The organism is Streptomyces zaehneri (genome assembly GCF_032248645.1).
Lineage (GTDB): Bacteria > Actinomycetota > Actinomycetes > Streptomycetales > Streptomycetaceae > Streptomyces > Streptomyces coriariae.
Window position 1 is genome coordinate 447,455 of record NZ_JASTTJ010000001.1, and the last position, 17,313, is coordinate 464,767.

Annotated in this window: 17 protein-coding genes; 10 read left to right on the forward strand and 7 right to left on the reverse strand. The window is 72.2% G+C overall.

Features of this window, described 5'->3' with window-relative positions; translation table 11 throughout:
- Positions 1 to 79 precede the first annotated feature (79 nt).
- From leuC to QQM72_RS02015, 4 genes are all read left to right on the forward strand, one after another.
- Positions 80 to 1,510, forward strand: coding sequence for a 3-isopropylmalate dehydratase large subunit (gene leuC, locus QQM72_RS02000; RefSeq protein WP_020128753.1), 1,431 nt, complete (start codon positions 80 to 82; stop codon positions 1,508 to 1,510).
- A 6-nt stretch (positions 1,511 to 1,516) separates the two neighbouring features.
- Entirely contained in the window at positions 1,517 to 2,110 is a 594-nt protein-coding gene (leuD, locus tag QQM72_RS02005; protein WP_314219023.1) for a 3-isopropylmalate dehydratase small subunit, read from the forward strand.
- A 275-nt stretch (positions 2,111 to 2,385) separates the two neighbouring features.
- Positions 2,386 to 2,616, forward strand: a complete 231-nt coding sequence (locus QQM72_RS02010; protein ID WP_028806672.1) for an SCO5555 family protein — start codon at positions 2,386 to 2,388, stop codon at positions 2,614 to 2,616.
- 138 nt (positions 2,617 to 2,754) lie between these two features.
- Positions 2,755 to 3,429, forward strand: a complete 675-nt coding sequence (locus QQM72_RS02015; RefSeq protein WP_314219024.1) for an HU family DNA-binding protein — start codon at positions 2,755 to 2,757, stop codon at positions 3,427 to 3,429.
- 104 nt (positions 3,430 to 3,533) lie between these two features.
- Here QQM72_RS02015 and QQM72_RS02020 read toward each other — a convergent pair whose 3' ends face one another.
- A complete protein-coding gene (locus tag QQM72_RS02020; RefSeq protein WP_314219025.1) occupies positions 3,534 to 3,737 on the reverse strand; it encodes a hypothetical protein in 204 nt (67 codons plus the stop codon).
- Positions 3,738 to 3,746: 9 nt separating this feature from the next.
- Entirely contained in the window at positions 3,747 to 4,385 is a 639-nt protein-coding gene (gene cofC / locus QQM72_RS02025; protein ID WP_314219026.1) for a 2-phospho-L-lactate guanylyltransferase, read from the reverse strand.
- A gap of 164 nt (positions 4,386 to 4,549) precedes the next feature.
- On the opposite strand from cofC, the gene QQM72_RS02030 reads away from it, so the two are divergent.
- From QQM72_RS02030 to QQM72_RS02040, 3 genes are read left to right on the forward strand one after another with little or no spacing between them, the layout of a single operon-like run.
- Positions 4,550 to 5,461: a lysophospholipid acyltransferase family protein gene (locus tag QQM72_RS02030; protein ID WP_314219027.1), complete on the forward strand. Its 912-nt coding sequence runs from the start codon at positions 4,550 to 4,552 to the stop codon at positions 5,459 to 5,461.
- Positions 5,458 to 6,468: an NAD(P)H-dependent glycerol-3-phosphate dehydrogenase gene (locus tag QQM72_RS02035; RefSeq protein WP_314219028.1), complete on the forward strand. Its 1,011-nt coding sequence runs from the start codon at positions 5,458 to 5,460 to the stop codon at positions 6,466 to 6,468. Before QQM72_RS02030 ends, QQM72_RS02035 begins: the two co-directional genes overlap by 4 nt.
- Before the next feature lie 59 nt (positions 6,469 to 6,527).
- Positions 6,528 to 7,685 carry a D-alanine--D-alanine ligase family protein gene (locus QQM72_RS02040; RefSeq protein ID WP_314219029.1) on the forward strand — a complete coding sequence of 386 codons (1,158 nt, stop codon included), beginning with the start codon at positions 6,528 to 6,530 and terminating at the stop codon, positions 7,683 to 7,685.
- 24 nt (positions 7,686 to 7,709) lie between these two features.
- Here the strand turns inward: QQM72_RS02040 and QQM72_RS02045 are convergent, their stop codons facing one another.
- A complete protein-coding gene (locus tag QQM72_RS02045; RefSeq protein WP_314219030.1) occupies positions 7,710 to 8,192 on the reverse strand; it encodes a DUF3515 domain-containing protein in 483 nt (160 codons plus the stop codon).
- A gap of 20 nt (positions 8,193 to 8,212) precedes the next feature.
- Positions 8,213 to 8,446 (reverse strand): Lrp/AsnC family transcriptional regulator, encoded by a 234-nt coding sequence (locus QQM72_RS02050; protein ID WP_020128743.1) that lies wholly within the window; start codon positions 8,444 to 8,446, stop codon positions 8,213 to 8,215.
- A gap of 206 nt (positions 8,447 to 8,652) precedes the next feature.
- Between QQM72_RS02050 and QQM72_RS02055 the strand changes: the two genes are divergently transcribed.
- Positions 8,653 to 9,624: a thiamine-phosphate kinase gene (locus QQM72_RS02055; protein WP_314219031.1), complete on the forward strand. Its 972-nt coding sequence runs from the start codon at positions 8,653 to 8,655 to the stop codon at positions 9,622 to 9,624.
- Complete coding sequence (gene thiD / locus QQM72_RS02060; protein WP_314219032.1) at positions 9,621 to 10,436, forward strand: bifunctional hydroxymethylpyrimidine kinase/phosphomethylpyrimidine kinase; 816 nt, start codon at positions 9,621 to 9,623, stop codon at positions 10,434 to 10,436. The genes QQM72_RS02055 and thiD overlap by 4 nt, the downstream gene beginning before the upstream one ends.
- Here thiD and QQM72_RS02065 read toward each other — a convergent pair.
- The 3 genes from QQM72_RS02065 to rpmB all read right to left on the reverse strand — a co-directional run bounded on the left by QQM72_RS02065 (position 10,411) and on the right by rpmB (position 15,205).
- Positions 10,411 to 11,616 carry an FAD-dependent monooxygenase gene (locus tag QQM72_RS02065; RefSeq protein WP_314219033.1) on the reverse strand — a complete coding sequence of 402 codons (1,206 nt, stop codon included), beginning with the start codon at positions 11,614 to 11,616 and terminating at the stop codon, positions 10,411 to 10,413. The genes thiD and QQM72_RS02065 overlap by 26 nt on opposite strands.
- A 57-nt stretch (positions 11,617 to 11,673) precedes the next feature.
- Positions 11,674 to 14,751: a BTAD domain-containing putative transcriptional regulator gene (locus QQM72_RS02070; RefSeq protein ID WP_314219034.1), complete on the reverse strand. Its 3,078-nt coding sequence runs from the start codon at positions 14,749 to 14,751 to the stop codon at positions 11,674 to 11,676.
- 268 nt (positions 14,752 to 15,019) lie between these two features.
- Positions 15,020 to 15,205, reverse strand: a complete 186-nt coding sequence (rpmB, locus tag QQM72_RS02075; protein WP_013000438.1) for a 50S ribosomal protein L28 — start codon at positions 15,203 to 15,205, stop codon at positions 15,020 to 15,022.
- A 279-nt stretch (positions 15,206 to 15,484) separates the two neighbouring features.
- On the opposite strand from rpmB, the gene QQM72_RS02080 reads away from it, so the two are divergent.
- Positions 15,485 to 17,245: a DAK2 domain-containing protein gene (locus tag QQM72_RS02080; RefSeq protein WP_314219035.1), complete on the forward strand. Its 1,761-nt coding sequence runs from the start codon at positions 15,485 to 15,487 to the stop codon at positions 17,243 to 17,245.
- Positions 17,246 to 17,313: the final 68 nt, after the last annotated feature.

The following is a 17,313-nucleotide window of genomic DNA, read 5'->3' on the forward strand; positions in this document are numbered from 1 at the left end:
CGGGTACAGGGGCAACGGGCGTCGCCTCCACAAGATCTCTAGTTGGGCCGGTGCGACATTGCCGGCCGGAGGGAAAGCGATGGGTAGGACACTCGCGGAGAAGGTCTGGGACGACCACGTCGTCCGGCGCGCCGAGGGCGAGCCCGACCTCCTCTTCATCGATCTGCACCTCCTGCACGAGGTGACCAGCCCGCAGGCCTTCGACGGGCTGCGGCAGAACGGCCGCCCGGTGCGCCGTCTCGACCTCACCATCGCGACCGAGGACCACAACACCCCGACCCTCGACATCGACAAGCCGATCGCCGACCCGGTCTCGCGCGCCCAGCTGGAGACGCTGCGCAAGAACTGCGCCGACTTCGGTGTCCGGCTGCATCCGCTCGGCGACGTCGAGCAGGGCGTCGTGCACGTCGTCGGCCCGCAGCTGGGTCTGACCCAGCCCGGCACCACCGTCGTCTGCGGCGACTCCCACACCTCCACGCACGGCGCGTTCGGCGCGCTGGCGTTCGGCATCGGCACCTCGCAGGTCGAGCACGTGCTGGCCACCCAGACGCTGCCGCTGGCCCGTCCCAAGACCATGGCCATCACGGTCGAGGGCGAGCTGGCCGACGGCGTGACCGCCAAGGACCTGATCCTGGCGATCATCGCCAAGATCGGTACCGGCGGCGGCCAGGGCTACATCCTGGAGTACCGGGGTTCCGCCATCGAGAAGCTCTCGATGGAGGCCCGGATGACCATCTGCAACATGTCGATCGAGGCCGGCGCCCGCGCGGGCATGATCGCCCCCGACGAGACCACCTTCGCGTACATCCAGGGCCGCGACCACGCCCCCGAGGGCGCGGACTGGGACGCGGCGGTCGAGTACTGGAAGACGCTGAAGACGGACGCGGACGCCGAGTTCGACGCCGAGGTCGTCATCGACGGTGCCGCACTGTCGCCGTTCGTCACCTGGGGTACCAACCCCGGTCAGGGCGCGCCGCTTTCGGCGTCCGTCCCCGACCCGGCTTCGTACGAAGACGCTTCGGAGCGCCTCGCCGCCGAAAAGGCCCTGGAATACATGGGGTTGGAGGCCGGGCAGCCGCTGCGCTCCATCAACGTGGACACCGTCTTCGTAGGTTCGTGCACCAACGGTCGGATCGAGGACCTGCGGGCCGCCGCCGCCATCGTCGAGGGCCGCAAAGTCGCCGACGGCGTACGGATGCTGGTCGTCCCCGGCTCGGTGCGGGTCGGTCTCCAGGCCGTCTCCGAGGGCCTGGACGTCGTCTTCAAGGACGCCGGCGCCGAATGGCGGCACGCGGGCTGCTCGATGTGCCTCGGCATGAACCCCGACCAGCTGGCCCCGGGTGAGCGCTCGGCGTCCACCTCCAACCGCAACTTCGAGGGCCGGCAGGGCAAGGGCGGTCGCACGCACCTGGTGTCGCCGCAGGTCGCGGCCGCCACGGCCGTCCTGGGCCACCTGGCCTCCCCGGCCGACCTGTCCGACGCCGAGACCCGTACGCCCGCTGGAGTCTGATCAGTCATGGAAGCATTCATCTCGCACACCGGCCGGGCCGTCCCGCTGCGTCGCTCCAACGTCGACACCGACCAGATCATCCCTGCTCACTGGCTCAAGAAGGTCACGCGGGACGGGTTCGAGGACGGGCTGTTCGAGGCCTGGCGCAAGGACGAGGACTTCATCCTCAACCGCCCTGAGCGGCAGGGCGCGAGCGTTCTGGTCGCCGGCCCCGACTTCGGCACCGGTTCCTCCCGTGAGCACGCCGTCTGGGCACTCCAGAACTACGGCTTCAAGACCGTGATCTCGTCCCGCTTCGCCGACATCTTCCGGGGCAACTCGCTGAAGAACGGCCTGCTCACGGTAGTGATCGAGCAGAAGATCGTGGACGCGCTGTGGGAGCTCACCGAGCGGGACCCGCAGGCCGAGATCACGGTGGACCTCGAGGCGCGTGAGGTGCGGGCCGAGGGCGTCACCGCCTCCTTCGAGCTGGACGAGAACTCCCGCTGGAGGCTGCTGAACGGGCTGGACGACATCTCCATCACCCTCCAGAACGAGGGTGACATCGCCGCCTACGAGGCCAAGCGCCCGACGTACAAGCCGAGGACGCTCCAGCTCTGACCCCGGGGCCCGAGCAGGCCCTGAGCAGGTCGAGTTTCGGCCACCGCGACACCCCAGCCGTACCCCCGATCGGTCCGATCGGGGGTACGGCTGTGTCTGTACCCGTTCGGCCCCGTGAATCTTCGCCCGACCTCCCAACTTCCCACGTTAGAGGGGTTGTTGCGGGGGTACGCGCCTTGTGTGGAAGCGACCGCCGGAAGTGCCGGGGCGGCCGTTCGAGGCGGCAGTTGCCCCCTGGGCGGGCGACAACTCGCCCCAGATGGCACAATCTGTGCATGGAACACGACGGCCAACTCGAGCTCTATACGGCGGTCGCGAACCAGCTCAAGGAAGCGCACACAAGAGTGCGCGCACTGCAAGTCCCGGAGGGCGTACGGATGGCGCTGACCCGGAAGCTGCTGGTCATTACGGCCGCGGCCAAGCACGATCTCGCCGATGCGACAAGGCGTCTGGAGCGGTTCATGGCGGACCTGGACGAGGGTCGAATGCCCGAAGGGGAGCGTTGATCGTCTCCGGAGCAGCCGATTTCGTTGCGGCACAAGGGTGATTAGCCCGTTTCGTGTTTGATTTGCGGTATATATCTGCCTAACGTGCGAAAAAGCTTGAACAGTTTCGTTCCGGCTAATGTCTCCGAAGGGGAAGACGTGAACAAGGCGCAGCTCGTAGAAGCGATTGCCGACAAGGTGGGCGGCCGCCAGCAGGCCGCCGAGGCGGTCGACGCGGTCCTGGACGCCATCGTCCGCGCGACGGTCGCGGGGGACCGCGTCTCGGTCACCGGCTTCGGTTCGTTCGAGAAGGTCGACCGGCCGGCCCGCTACGCTCGCAACCCCCAGACGGGCGAGCGGGTTCGGGTCAAGAAGACGTCCGTGCCGCGCTTCCGCGCAGGACAGGGCTTCAAGGACCTGGTGAGCGGCTCGAAGAAGCTCCCGCGCGGTGGCGAGGTCGCCGTGAAGAAGGCCCCCAAGGGCAGCCTGACCGGCGGTGCTTCCGCCACGGTCAAGAAGGCCGCCGCGAAGAAGGCCGCCCCGGCGAAGAGGGCGTCGGCCGCCGCGAAGAAGACCACGGCCGCCGCGAAGAAGACGACGGCCGCCGCGAAGAAGACCACGGCCACCGCCAAGAAGACGACCGCGAAGAAGGCCACCGCCAAGAAGACGACCGCGGCCGCGAAGAAGACCACCACCGCGAAGTCCGCCACCGCCAAGAAGACGACGGCCAAGAAGGCCCCGGCCGCGAAGAAGGCGACGGCGACCAAGGCCCCCGCCAAGAAGTCGACCGCGCGCAAGACCACCGCCAAGAAGACCACCGCCCGCAAGGCGTAGGACACAGGGGCACTCACGCGCCGGGCCGGACTCCCTCTCGGAAGTCCGGCCCGCGGCGTGTCCGGCGGGCGCCGGGAGGACCCTCGGCCAAGAGCCCGAGCCCGTCAGAACGTCTGAAGCGTCACCAGGGTGATCCGGGGCCTGTCCTTCGGTCCCTCCACCTCGATCCGCACCCGCTGCCCGGGCCGCAGCAGCCGCAGTCCGCCCGCGTCGAACGCCGGAGCGTCGAAGGGCACCGGTGTGCCGTCGTCCAGCAGCACCTGTCCGCTGCGGGTGCCGGGGTCGTACGTGTATGCGGTCGCCTGCATGGCGGCAGCCTACTGCCCCGGAATCAACAGACGCGCCGCCGCCGCGGCCGTCCGGGGACCCACCCCGAGGGACAGCGCCGCGCGCAGATCCTCGCCGGTGTCCACGTCCTGGCGAACGGAAACCACCCCCTCCGGGCGGAGTTCCACGGCCCCGGAGGCGCGGTGCCGGGCCCGGGAATCCGTGCCGAATGCGGGAAGCAATTCACGGTCGGCGGCGACGGCGAGAAGTGTGGTGCCGGTCCCGGCCGCGTCCGGGAGGAAAGAGCGGGGGAATTCCTCGGCCGCATCGAGGACCCGGGCCAATTCCGACGGGCGCAGGGCCGGCAGATCGGCGTTGAGGGCCGCCAGCGGGGCATCGGGACGGAAGGCGCGTACGGCGGCGGCCCCGTGGGCCAGGGCGGCGTTGAGGCCCCCGCGCGGCTCGTCGGCGACGATCCGGGCGCCCAGGGCCGCCAGGACCCGCCCGGCCCGGGTGTCGTCCGTGACTACTGCCACATCCCGCACCGCAGGTGAGGCGAGTGCGGCCGCCACGGTGTCCTCGGCGAAGGCGAGGGCGAGGCCCGGGCGCAGCCCGTCGGTGGCGGTGTCCGCGAGCCTGCTCTTGGCCAGCGCCAAGGGCTTCAGGGGTATGACCAAGGTCCACTGCACCGGCGTACCGTCCCTCTCGTGTCGCGGTCATTGTCACCCGGCCCATCCGGCGGCCGGACGCGCGGGCGTACCGTGTTCTCGACAGACCGGCGGCCCGGGGCGACACTTGTGCGGCCCCCAGGCCCCGGAGCAGGCCATGGGAAGTCCTAGAGGAAGGTGTCCGCGTGCCCCGCCGCAGAATCGGCTTCTGGTACCGCTTCGCTGCGGTCCTCTGCAAACCCTGGCTGGTGGTTCTGATCAAGCGGGACTGGCGCGGAATGGAACATATTCCGGCCGACGGCGGTTTTATCACCGCGGTGAACCACAATTCGCATGTCGATCCCTTCGCCTATGCGCACTTTCAGTACAACAGCGGACGCGTTCCGCGATTCCTGGCGAAGAGCGGACTTTTCAAGGAGGGATTCGTCGGCGCCGCGATGCGCGGCACCGGGCAGATTCCCGTCTACCGCGAGAGCACGGACGCGCTGAGCGCCTTCCGGGCCGCGATCGACGCCGTGGAGCGCGGCGAGTGCGTCGCGTTCTACCCCGAGGGCACCCTGACCCGCGACCCCGACGGCTGGCCCATGACCGCCAAGACCGGTGCCGCGCGCGTCGCCCTCCAGACCAAGTGCCCGGTGATCCCCGTCGCCCAGTGGGGCGCCAACGAACTGCTGCCGCCGTACGCCAGGAAGCCCGACCTCCTTCCGCGCAAGACCCACCACGTGCTGGCCGGCCCGCCCGTTGACCTCACGCGGTTCTACGGCCAGGAGATGACCCCGGAACTCCTCAAGGAGGCGACGGAGGTCATCATGGCGGCCGTCACCGCCCAGCTGGAGGAGATCCGCGGCGAGAAGGCGCCCGAGACGCCCTACGACCCGCGCCGCGAGCGGATCGAGCAGAGCCGCCGCACCCGGGCGGAGACCGGGGCGGTGTCCGGTGAGCAGGACGGTGCCGGGGCCGGTGCGCGGGACGGTGCCGTGGCCGCCGCGGAGATCGACGGCGCGGTGTCCGGACACGCGCAGACCAGCCACGCGCAGAGCGGTCACACGAAGACCGCTCAGGCGCAGACCAGTCACGAGGGGGAGAACAGCAAGTGAGCAAGTCCGTGAAGGCGGCCGTCTTCGGTACCGGATCATGGGGGACCGCCTTCGGCACGGTCCTCGCCGACGCGGGCTGCGAGGTGACGCTGTGGGCACGCCGCCCCGAGCTCGTCGACGCGGTCAACTCCACGCACACCAACCCCGACTACCTCCCCGGCGTCGAACTCCCGCGCAACCTGCGCGCCACCGCCGACGCGGCCGAGGCCGCCCGGGACGCCGACTTCACCGTCCTCGCGGTCCCCTCGCAGACCCTGCGCGCCAACCTCGCCGACTGGACGCCGCTGCTCGCGCCGAACACCGTCCTGGTGTCGCTGATGAAGGGCGTCGAGCTCGGTACGACCATGCGGATGAGCGAGGTCATCGACGACGTCGCCAAGGTGGGACCGGGCCGGATCGCCGTCGTCACCGGGCCCAACCTCGCGCGGGAGATCGCCTCCCGGATGCCCGCCGCGGCCGTGGTCGCCTGCACCGACGAAGCCGTCGCCCAGAAGCTCCAGGCCGCCTCCCACACGCCGTACTTCCGCCCCTACACCAACACCGACGTGGTGGGCTGCGAGCTGGGCGGCGCGGTCAAGAACGTGATCGGCCTCGCGGTCGGCATCGCGGACGGCATGGGCCTCGGCGACAACGCCAAGGGCTCGCTGATCACGCGCGGCCTGGCCGAGACCACCCGGCTGGGCCTGGCGATGGGCGCGGACCCGCTGACCTTCGCCGGACTCGCCGGGCTCGGCGACCTGGTGGCGACCTGCTCCTCGCCGCTCTCCCGCAACCACACCTTCGGCACCAACCTCGGCAAGGGCATGACCCTCCAGGAGACCATCGCGGTCACCCGGCAGACCGCCGAGGGCGTCAAGTCCTGTGAGTCGGTGCTGGATCTGGCCCGCCGGCACGGCGTCGACATGCCCATCACCGAGACGGTCGTCGGCATCGTCCACGAGGGCAAGCCTCCGGTGGTCGCCCTCAAGGAGCTGATGTCGCGCAGCGCGAAGCCCGAGCGACGCTGAGCGAACCCGGTGGGCGGACGCTGACTCCCGGCCCTACCACCGGGTACTCTCAAGCCGATATGAGCACCGAGAACCTCCCCCAGAGCCCTCAGCAGCCCGTCCGCAAGCCGCGGGTGGCCGTTGTCTTCGGCGGTCGCAGCTCCGAGCACGGGATCTCCGTGGTCACGGCCGGCGCGGTCCTCAAGGCCATCGACCGGACCAAGTACGAGGTCCTGCCGATCGGCATCACGCGCGAGGGCCGCTGGTACCTCACCGCCGACGCACCCGAGCGCATGGCGATCACCGACCGCCGTACGCCCGACGTGGACGAACTCGCCGAGTCGCGGGACGGCGGCGTGGTGCTCCCCGTCGACCCCGCCAACCGCGAAGTCGTCTACTACGAGCCGGGATCGGTGCCGAAGGCACTCGGCGAGGTCGACGTCGTGTTCCCGGTCCTGCACGGCCCGTACGGCGAGGACGGCACCCTTCAGGGGCTGCTGGAGCTCTCCGGCGTCCCGTACGTGGGCGCGGGTGTGCTCGCCTCGGCCGTCGGCCAGGACAAGGAGTACATGAAGCGGGTGTTCACCTCCTTCGGGCTCAAGGTCGGCCCGTACGTGGTGATCCGGCCGCGCGAGTGGGCCCTGGACGAGTCGGCCGCCCGCAAGAAGATCGTCGACTTCGCCGGCGAGCACGGCTGGCCGCTCTTCGTGAAGCCCGCGCGCGCGGGCTCGTCCATCGGCATCACCAAGGTCGACGACCTGTCCGGGCTCGACGAGGCGATCGCCGAGGCCCAGCGCCACGACCCGAAGATCCTGGTCGAGGCGGCGCTGCGGGGCCGCGAGATCGAGTGCGGCGTCCTGGAGTTCGAGGACGGCCCCCGCGCCTCCGTCCCGGCCGAGATCCCGCCGCCGGACGCGCACGCCTACTACGACTTCGACGCCAAGTACATCGACTCGACCCCGGGGATCGTCCCGGCGCCGCTGACGGACGAGGAGACGGCGCAGGTCCGCCGGCTGGCGGTGGAGGCCTTCGAGGCGGCGTCCTGCGAGGGCCTGGTCCGGGCGGACTTCTTCCTCACGGACGAGGGCGAGTTCGTCATCAACGAGATCAACACGATGCCCGGCTTCACGCCGATCTCGATGTACCCGCAGATGTGGCAGGCGACCGGCATCGGCTACCCCGAGCTGGTGGACCGCCTCGTCCAGGCGGCCCTGCGCAGGTCCACCGGACTGCGCTGACCCGGTCTCGAACCAGGACTCCTCCTAGTCGGCGATCCCTTCGGGGATCGCCTTCTTGACGGAGGGCGCCAGGTCGACGAGCGGCGCCATGCCGTCTCCCGCGCGGTCCTTCGGGATCGTCACCTCGACGTACGCCCTGCGCAGGGTGGTGGTGAACCGGAACGCCCCGCCGTCCCGCTCTTCCAGCAGCCACCCCACGCCGTCCACCTCGACCGCGTCGGCGCTCTCGTCGCTCATCTTCTCGGGTCGTTCGACACCACAGCGCAGTATGATCGCCGGGTTCCCCCAGCCCGCGGTCAGCGCGGACGCGGGTGAGGGATCCCCGCGGCCGAGGTCGTCCACGGTGGACGGCAGCGCCTCGTCCAGGTTTCGGCACAGCTTCGTGACCGATGCCGAGGGGCTGGGAACCGCCGCCGACGTGTCACCGTCTGCTGAGGAGCAGCCCACCGCGAGCAGCAGGAGGGCGAGCGAGGGCAGGCCGATGGGCCGGTGACGGAAAAGGTTCACCGGCCAAGGTTAGACGGGGGCTACAGATGCACGACCGGGCAGGTCAGGGTGCGGGTGATTCCGTCCACCTGTTGGACCTTGGCGACCACCATGCGACCGAGGTCGTCCACGGTGTCGGCCTGGGCACGCACGATCACGTCATAGGGTCCCGTCACGTCCTCGGCCTGGACGACGCCAGGGATTTTGCCGATCTCCTCGGCGACGGTCGACGCTTTGCCGACCTCGGTCTGGATCAGGATGTACGCCTGTACCACGGAACCTCCAGGGCGGCCACGAGGATCATGTGGGGAAAAGGAACGCCACGGTATCGCGTCGCCGCTCGCCGCGGGGAGACCTGCGCGCACCACGGCTCGCGCGCCGGGGTGCGGGCAGGACAGAAGTTGACGGCTGACTCGACCGTATCGAGGACACTGGTTACGCGCGACCGGGCACGGACAGGTACAGAAGGGGCGAAAGGGCAATGAAGGGCACTGTTGGTGAGCTCGGGGAGTTCGGGCTCATCAGGGAGCTCACCTCCCGTCTCACCACCACCCCCGCGGTACGGGTCGGCCCCGGCGACGACGCCGCGGTGGTCGCCGCGCCCGACCGCCGGGTCGTGGCCAGCACCGACATCCTGCTGGAGGGCCGGCACTTCCGCCGCGACTGGTCCACGGCCTACGACGTGGGCCGTAAGGCCGCCGCGCAGAACCTCGCCGACATCGCCGCCATGGGCGCGGTGCCGACGGCCCTGCTGCTCGGCCTGGTCGTGCCCGCCGAACTGCCGGTCACCTGGCCGTCCGAGATGATGGACGGCCTGCGCGACGAGTGCCAGGTCGCCGGCGCCTCGGTGGTCGGAGGCGACGTCGTACGGGGCGACACGATCATGGTGTCGATCACCGCGCTCGGCGACCTGCGCAACCAGGAACCCGTCACCCGGGGCGGCGCCCAGCCCGGTGACCTCGTCGCGGTGACCGGCTGGCTGGGCTGGTCCGCCGCCGGGTACGCGGTCCTCTCCCGCGGCTTCCGCTCGCCCCGCGCCTTCGTGGAGGCCCACCGGCGTCCCGAGCCGCCCTACCACGCGGGTCCGGCCGCGGCCTCGCTCGGCGCGACGGCGATGTGCGACGTCAGCGACGGGCTCATCGCCGACCTCGGGCACATCGCCGAGGCCAGCAAGGTCCGGATCGACATCCGCTCCGGCGCCATAGACATCCCCACCCAGATGAACGACATCGGGCAGGCCGTCGGCGTCGACCCGATGCAGTGGGTGCTGACCGGGGGAGAGGACCACGCGATCGTGGCGACCTTCCCGCCGGACGTGAAGCTGCCCGCCCGCTGGAAGGTGATCGGCGAGGTCCTCAACCCGTCCGCCCTGCCCCAGGTGACGGTCGACGGGGCGCCCTGGACCAGCAAGGGCGGCTGGGACCACTTCGGGGACGCGGACATGGAGTCGTGAGCGCGCCCGGGACCCCGCCCCGGGTGCTGACCGTCGCCGGCTCCGACTCCGGCGGCGGGGCCGGGATCCAGGCCGACCTGAAGACGATGCTCGCGCTCGGCGTGCACGGCATGAGCGTGATCACGGCGGTCACCGCGCAGAACTCCCAAGGCGTACAAGGGGCTTGGGAGCTGCCGGTGGAGGCGGTGCGCGCCCAGTACCGCAGCGTCGTCGACGACATCGGCGTCCAGGCGGTGAAGACGGGCATGCTCGCCTCCGCCGAACTCGTCGAGGCGGTAGCCGAGTTGCTCGCGGGCGCCGGTGCTCCCGTCGTCGTCGACCCGGTCGGGGTCTCCAAGCACGGGGATCCGCTGCTGGCCGCCACCGCGCTGGACTCCGTACGGACGAAACTGCTGCCGGTGGCCACCGTCGCCACCCCCAACCTCGACGAGGTGGCCCAACTGACCGGCGTACGGGTCGAGTCGGAGGAGCAGCTGCGGGACGCGGCGGCCGCCGTGCTGGCGTACGGGCCGCGCTGGGCGCTCATCAAGGGCGGCCATCTCCCCGGTGCCGCCGTCGACCTGCTGACGGACGGGCACGAGGAGCACTGGCTGCGGGCGTCGAGGTACGACAACCGGCACACGCACGGCACGGGCTGCACCCTCGCGTCCGCGATCGCGGCACAGCTGGCGAAGGGGAGCTCCGTACCGCAGGCGGTGGCGGCGGCCAAGCGTTACGTCACCGGGGCGATCGCCGCCGGGTTCGCACTCGGCGCCGGCATCGGCCCCGTGGATCACGGCTGGGATCTCACCCGGGGTACGGCCGGAGCCTGATGTCGGTCGCCGCCTTCTCGGTGAGCCGTTTGAAGACACCGGCCAGCAGCGGCGAGCCGAGCAGCCGGTACATCCGGTCCCGGTTGCGGATGCGCCGTTCGGTCGGCGGGGCGAGGAAGGGGCCCGCGTTGCCGGAGATCTTCTGGCAGCCCCTGGCGAAGGACCGGATCCTGTTCTCGTACCCGGCGAACGCGGTCCGGTGGTCGCCGCCCGCGAGGGCCAGCTCACCGGCCAGGACGTAGGCGCCGACGATGGCCGCGCCCGTCCCCATGCCGCCCATGGTCGCGCCGTACCCGGCGTCCCCCAGCAGGGCCACCCGGCCCTCGGCGAGGCGGTCGACGTGGATCTGCGCGATCGCGTCGAAGTACAGCCGGTCGGCGTCCGCGAGCGCATCGAGCACCCTCGGCCCCTCCCAGCCCATTCCCGCGAACCGCTCGGCCAGGATCCGCTTCTGCGCGGCGATGTCCCCCCGGTCGTAGGCGAGTTGCTCCGAACGGAAGACCAGCAGCGCGCCGGCGCGTTCGGGGTCGCCGTCGTAGTTGCCCAGGGCGATCGCGCGGCTCGGCTCGCTGTACAGCCGGCCGGTACGGTCCAGGCCCAGGTGGTTGGGGACCTCGAAGGCGGCCACGTAGTGATCGAAGAAGCGCAGCCAGCGGGACTCGTCGCCGAAGACCAGCCGACGGGTGTTCGAGTGCAGGCCGTCGGCGCCGAACACGAGGTCGAAGCGGCGCGGCGCGTTCTCCTCGAAGGTCACGTCGACACCCGCGGCGGTGTCCGTGAGGCCGGCGATCGAGTCGCCGAAGACGTACTCGACGTGGTCCCGGGTGCGCTCGTACATGATCTGCGCGAGGTCGCCGCGGAGGATCTCGACGTCACCGCTCATCATCTCGGCCGGCAGGTCCACGCGCGGCGAGCCGTCCTCGGCGACGACGATCTGGCGGCCCATGCGGGTCTTACGGGCGTGGATCTCGTCCCAGATGCCCATGGAGGTGAGGATCCCGCGGTGGACGTGCCCCCGGAAGTCGACGGCGAAGCCGCCCGCGCGCAGATCCGTGGACCGCTCGACCACGGTGACGCGGGCGCCGTACCGGGCCAGGTTGAGCGCGAGCGCCGGGCCGGCGACGCTCGCGCCGGAGATCAGGACGGACAAGTGGCCGAGGCTGTTGCGGGTCTTCGTCATGCCCGGCAGCCTCGCGGCGACCGCTGACCGTTTCCCTACCGCCTGCCTACCGCCCGCCTACCGCCCGTCCGCCGACCGCTGCGGTTCGCCGACCGCCGCCGACCGCAGGCTGCGGCCCCGCGCGAAGGCCGTGTCGTACGCCTGCGGGGACAGCCTTGCGCGGACGTCGTTCACCGTGCGGACGACATCGGGGTCGCCGAGGAGGACCGTGCCCCGCAGGCCCGCGGCGGCGCCCAGGAGTTCGGCCGCGCGTTCGGGTCGCGGGGCGACGGAGGCCAGGGCGTCGGCCAGATCGGCCAGTGCCAGGACGTCGAACGACTCCAGTGCCGGTGCACGGGCCTGCTCGAACCACTCGCGGGCCGTTTCGTCCTGTCCCTCCGCAGCGGCAGTGCGCCCCAGCCCGACGAGGAGCCGTACCGTCTCGCCCGTGCTGAACCAGGTGGCGGTGCACAGCTCCAGACCGCTCTCGTAGTGCACGCGCGCGTGGGCGGTGTCGCCGGACAGCCGGGCCACGTCACCGAGGCCCCGCCGGGCGCCGGCCACCTTGTCGGGCACACCCGCCGTGCGGGCCAGGGCCGCGGAGCGGGTGAAGTGCGCGGCCGCCTCCTCGGCGTCACCTTGGTGCAGCAGCACGGCCGCGCGGGAACGCAGCAGGTCCGCGATCTCCTCCGGGGCCTCCAGTTCCCGGACGTACGCCAGCCCCTCGTCGAGCAGTTCCAGTGCGCGCGCGTGGTCGCCGCGGCCGTCGGCGAACAGGGCCAGCGGATCGAGGCAGTTCGCCATGCCCCAGCGGTCGCCGGTGGCCCGGAAGCCCTCCAGGGCACGGGCGAAGGAGGCCTCCGCGGCGGTCGCGCGGCCGGCGTAGAGCTCCTGGTAGGCCAGGCCGAGGTCGAGCAGTGCGTGACCCCACGGCTCCTCGCCGACCTGGAGGCGGACCTGCTCGTCCGCGGCGAGCAGGGGGCCGCCGGTGAGCGACCACACGATCACGGTGAACGGCAGCCGCAGCGGCCGGTCCAGGGACCGCATCACGGCCACCGCGCGCGCGACGCGCACCGCCTCGTCGGGGTCGTCGCCCCGCCCGGCGACGGTGTTCATCAGGCAGAGCGCGTAGTCCTCGGTCGGCTCGCCGGCCGGCTCGTCCCCCACGGCCGTCAGCAGCGCGCGGGCCTGCGGCAGCTGTTCGCCGTGCTGCCCGCGCAGCCGACGGAACCAGGTGAGCGTCGCCATGAGCCGCAGGGCGGCGGAGGGGTCGGTGGCGGTCAGGAGCCCCATGGCCGCGTCCAGGTTGTCGTGCTCGGCGTCCAGCCGGGCAAGCCAGGGGAGCTGGTCTTGGCCGCGCAGACAGGGTTCCGCCCGCTCGGCCAGCCGCAGGAAATAGCGGGCGTGCGCGTCCCGCAGGGCCGGTTCACCCGCGCATTTCTCCGCGGCGAACACCCGGATCGTCTCCAGCATGCGGTACCGGCCCTCGGCCGCCGCCGGGCTCTCGGTCACCTCCAGGAAGGACTTCTCCACCAGCGAGGCCAGCAGGTCCTCCGGGTACGGCAGCCCGCACACCGTCTCCACCGCGTCCAGCGTGGCACCCCCGCAGAACACCGTGAACCGGCGGGCCAGCTCCCGCTCCTCCTCGTCCAGCAGGTCCCAGCTCCACTCCACGACGGCGCGCAGGGTGCGGTGCCGGGGCGCCTTGGAACGATCACCGCGGGACAGCAGCCGGAACCGGTCGTCGAGCCGGTCGGCCAGTTCGTCCGGGGTCAGGGTGCGCAGCCGGGCCGCCGCCAGCTCGATCGCCAGCGGCAGCCCGTCGAGGGCCGCGCAGATGCCCGGCACACGCGCGTGGCCGTCGAAACCGGGCCGCACGGCACGCGCGCGGTCCAGGAACAGCCGCACCGAGGGATCCGGCGGCAGCGGCGGCACCGGGACGAGCACCTCGCCGGTGATCCCGAGAGACTCCCGGCTCGTCGCCAGCACACGCACCCCTGGGCAGAACGCGAGCAGCAGGGCCGTCAGCCGGGCCGCGTCCTCGACCAGGTGCTCGCAGTTGTCGAGCACCAGCAGCAGCTCGCGGTCCTCCAGCACCGCCGACAGCCGGCCCGCGCCGTCCCCGGCGGGCGTACGGAACCCTTCACGCACCCCGAGCGCCGCGAGCACGGCGTACGGGATCCGCGCTCCGTCGGCGAGCGGCGCCAACTCGACGAAACACACGTCCTCACGAGCCGCCGAGGGGGAGGGGCGGAGCGGCGCCTCGGCACGCGCGCGTGCCGCCTCGATCGCCAGCCGCGTCTTTCCGGCGCCGCCCGGTCCGGTGAGGGTGACGAGCCGCGCCCCGGACAGCGCCTCGGCGATCCGGGCCAGTTCGCTCTCGCGGCCGACGAAGCGGGTGAGCTGCACGGGCAGGGAGGACCGACCGGACCCGCCGCCCCGGAGAAGCTCCAGGTGGAGCGCGGCCAGCTCGGGTGACGGGTCGGCGCCCAACTCCTCGGCGAGGACCCTGCGGGCCTCCTCGAACACCGTGAGCGCCTCGGCGGGCTGCCCGCCCGCGTGCAGGGCCCTCATCAGCTGTCCGTACAGCCGCTCGCCCAGCGGGTGCGCGGTCAGCAGGCCCCGCAGCTCGGACACCAGGTCGGACCCGGCGCCGAGCAGGAGATCCGCCTCGACCCGGTCCTGTACGGCGCTCAGCCGCAGTGCGTCGAGCCGGGCCCGCTCGGCGTGCGCGTCGGGGAGGTCGGGCAGGGCGGGGCCGCGCCAGAGGGCCAGGGCCTCGCGCAGCAGGGTGGCCGCTCCGGCAGGGTCCCCGGCGGCGAGAGCGGCCCGCCCCTGGCCGGTCAGCCGCTCGAAGCGGTGGAGGTCGACGGCGTCGGGCGGGACGGCCAGCCGGTAGCCGGCGGGGGTGGCCTCGATCTGAACGTGCGGGGCCAGGCGGCGGCGCAGCCGGGAGATCTGGGACTGGAGCGCGTTGCCCGCTCCGGAGGGCGGCTCGGCGCCGTACAGACCGTCGGTCAGGCGCTCCACGGAGACGCCACGGCCGGCCTCGACCAGCAGGAGGCTGAGCAGGGCGCGGGGACGGGGACCGCCCGGGTCGACGGGTGTGCCGTCGCCGGTGCGGAGGTCGAGGGTGCCCAGGATGCCGAAGCGCATTCCCCGGAGTCTGGCAGGAGGCGGGAGCCCGGACATCGAGATCCGGAGGCATGGGGATCAAGGGCACCGGGATCAAGGGCACCGCGGTCTGGGGCACCGCGATCAGAGGCGGCGCGATCAGAGGCGGCGCGATCCGGGGCACCCGGATCCGGGCGCAGCAGAAAGCCGGCCCACCTGGGTGGACCGGCTCTATGCAGCGAACCAGCAGTGGCCGCGCGCGTTGGGGGTCCCCCCGGCTCGAGCGGAGTCGAGAGTGGGGGGATGTGCGTCAGCGCGAGACCTTGCCGGCCTTGATGCACGAGGTGCAAGCGTTCACGCGCTTCGGCGTCCCGCCCACCACGGTACGGACGCGCTGGATGTTGGGGTTCCAGCGACGGGACGTACGGCGGTGCGAGTGCGAGATGTTGTTGCCGAAGCTCGGCCCCTTGCCACAGACGTCGCAGTTGGCAGCCACGGGTCACTCCAAAGACTTCAGATGCACTTACGGATGATCCCGGCATGCCGGGATCAGGATCTAGGATCTGAGTGGCGCTGCCAGGGGGATGGCCCGATGCGGATCGGGCAACCGGAGCAGCATACAACGACTGCGCCAGTGCAACGAAACTACCATGGCTGCTCAGGGCCCTGCCCCCCGCCCCGGTCGGTCCCCGCCCGCTCCTGCCCGGCCCGCTTTCCGGCGGACACCTGCCCGGGGTCTACGCTGCGTCCAGTCCAGCAGTCCAAGGAGGCGCAGGTGGCGCAGGTGCCGCAGACATTCTTCGATGCTCTCGCGGTGCGCACCTGGTGCGGCCTGGCGCTCACGGCGCTGGGCCGGGCGCGCGAGGAGATCGACGCGATCAACGTCTATCCGGTCGCGGACGGGGACACCGGCACCAACCTCTACCTGACCGTCGAGTCCGCGGCGACCGCCGTCGAGGCGGTGTTCGCCGGTCACGAGGCCGGTTCCGGTGCCGGCTCCGTGCCCGCCGGGAAGCCCTCTCTCGCCGACGCCGCGCGCGCGATGGCGCACGGCGCGCTCATCGGGGCGCGCGGGAACTCGGGGACGATCCTCGCGCAGCTGCTGCGCGGCATGGCCCAGGTGCTCACCGCCGAGGGTGAGACCCCGCACACCGACGGGGACGGGCTGGGCCTGGCCCTTCGGCACGCGGCCGACTCCGCCCGCCAGGCCGTCGCCCACCCCGTCGAGGGCACCGTGCTGTCGGTCGCCTCGGCCGCCGCCGACGCGGCGGAGGGAGCCGAGGGGGACTGCGGGACGGTCGCCAGGGCGGCCTACCGGGGGGCGTGCGTGGCGCTCGCCGCCACCCCGGGCCAGCTGGCCGTCCTGGAGCGCGCGGGAGTGGTGGACGCGGGCGGCCGGGGGCTGGTCGCGGTCCTCGCGGCGTTGGTGGAGACGTTCACCGGGGAGGTGCCGGAGCTCTCGGGCGCCGTGTCTGCAGCCGCTGCCGCTGCCGCTGCCGCGGCCCACGGGCGCGTGGAGGCCGCGCGGGCGGCGGACCGCGCCGACGACGGGCCGGACGGCGAGGGCCTCGAGGGCGGCGAGGGCCTCGAGGGCGGCGAGGGCGGTGGAGGCGGTCCCGCCTTCGAGGTGATCTATCTGCTGGAGGCCGAGGACACGGCCGTGGCGCGGCTGCGGCAGCGGTTGGACGCCCTGGGCGACTCGCTGGTCGTGGTCGGCGGCGACGGCCTGTGGAACGTGCACGTGCACGTGGACGACGCGGGCGCCGCCGTGGAGGCGGGCGTCGAGGCGGGCCGGCCGTACCGGATCCGCATCACCCACTTCGGCGCCGACGACGCGCACACACGCGGTGGCGAGCGTCCGCCGCGCGAGCGCGTCCAGCGGGCGGTCGTCGCCGTGGTGCCCGGCGAGGGCCTGGCCGGGCTGTACACCGAGGCGGGCGCGACCACCGTGCTCGCGCGCCCCGGGGAGCCGCCCGCCAGCGGAGAGCTCGTCGAGGCCGTACGACGGGCACACGCGCGTGAGGTCGTGCTGCTGCCCAACGACGCCGATCTGCGGCACACCGCCGCCGCGGCCGCCGAGCAGGCCCGCACGGAGGGCATCCGGGTGGCGCTGATCCCCACCCGGTCCGCGGTCCAGGGGATCGCCGCGCTGGCCGTGCACGAGCCGGACCGCCGCTTCGACGAGGACGTGGTCTCCATGACCTCGGCGGCGGGCGCCACCCGGTACGCCGAGGTCACCGTCGCCGAGCGCCAGTCGTGGACCATGGCCGGCATCTGCCAGGCCGGTGACGTCCTCGGGCTGATCGACGGCGACGTGGCCGTCATCGGCTCCGACGTCACCACCGCCGCCGAGACCGTCCTGAACCGCATGCTGGCTGCGGGCGGCGAACTCGTCACCCTGGTGCTCGGCGACGAGGCGCCCGAAGGTGTCGCCGAGCGCCTGGAGGCACGGGTGCGGGAGGCCTACCTCGCCGTGGACACGGTGGTGTACCGCGGAGGACGGCAGGGTGCGCTGGTGTTGATCGGAGTGGAGTAGGTGGAGGAAGAGGTGACGCAGGGGGTGCGGTAGGGGTGCCGCACGGGTGGTGACGTGCGGGTGCGTCA

Bases quoted from the DNA above. Each gene is read 5' to 3' on its own strand.
- leuC (WP_020128753.1), top strand. From the start codon at position 80: ATGGGTAGGACACTCGCGGAGAAGGTCTGGGACGACCACGTCGTCCGG.
- leuD (WP_314219023.1), top strand. From the start codon at position 1,517: ATGGAAGCATTCATCTCGCACACCGGCCGGGCCGTCCCGCTGCGTCGC.
- QQM72_RS02010 (WP_028806672.1), top strand. From the start codon at position 2,386: ATGGAACACGACGGCCAACTCGAGCTCTATACGGCGGTCGCGAACCAG.
- QQM72_RS02020 (WP_314219025.1), bottom strand. From the start codon at position 3,737: ATGCAGGCGACCGCATACACGTACGACCCCGGCACCCGCAGCGGACAG.
- QQM72_RS02040 (WP_314219029.1), top strand. From the start codon at position 6,528: ATGAGCACCGAGAACCTCCCCCAGAGCCCTCAGCAGCCCGTCCGCAAG.
- QQM72_RS02055 (WP_314219031.1), top strand. From the start codon at position 8,653: ATGAAGGGCACTGTTGGTGAGCTCGGGGAGTTCGGGCTCATCAGGGAG.
- QQM72_RS02065 (WP_314219033.1), bottom strand. From the start codon at position 11,616: ATGACGAAGACCCGCAACAGCCTCGGCCACTTGTCCGTCCTGATCTCC.
- QQM72_RS02070 (WP_314219034.1), bottom strand. From the start codon at position 14,751: ATGCGCTTCGGCATCCTGGGCACCCTCGACCTCCGCACCGGCGACGGC.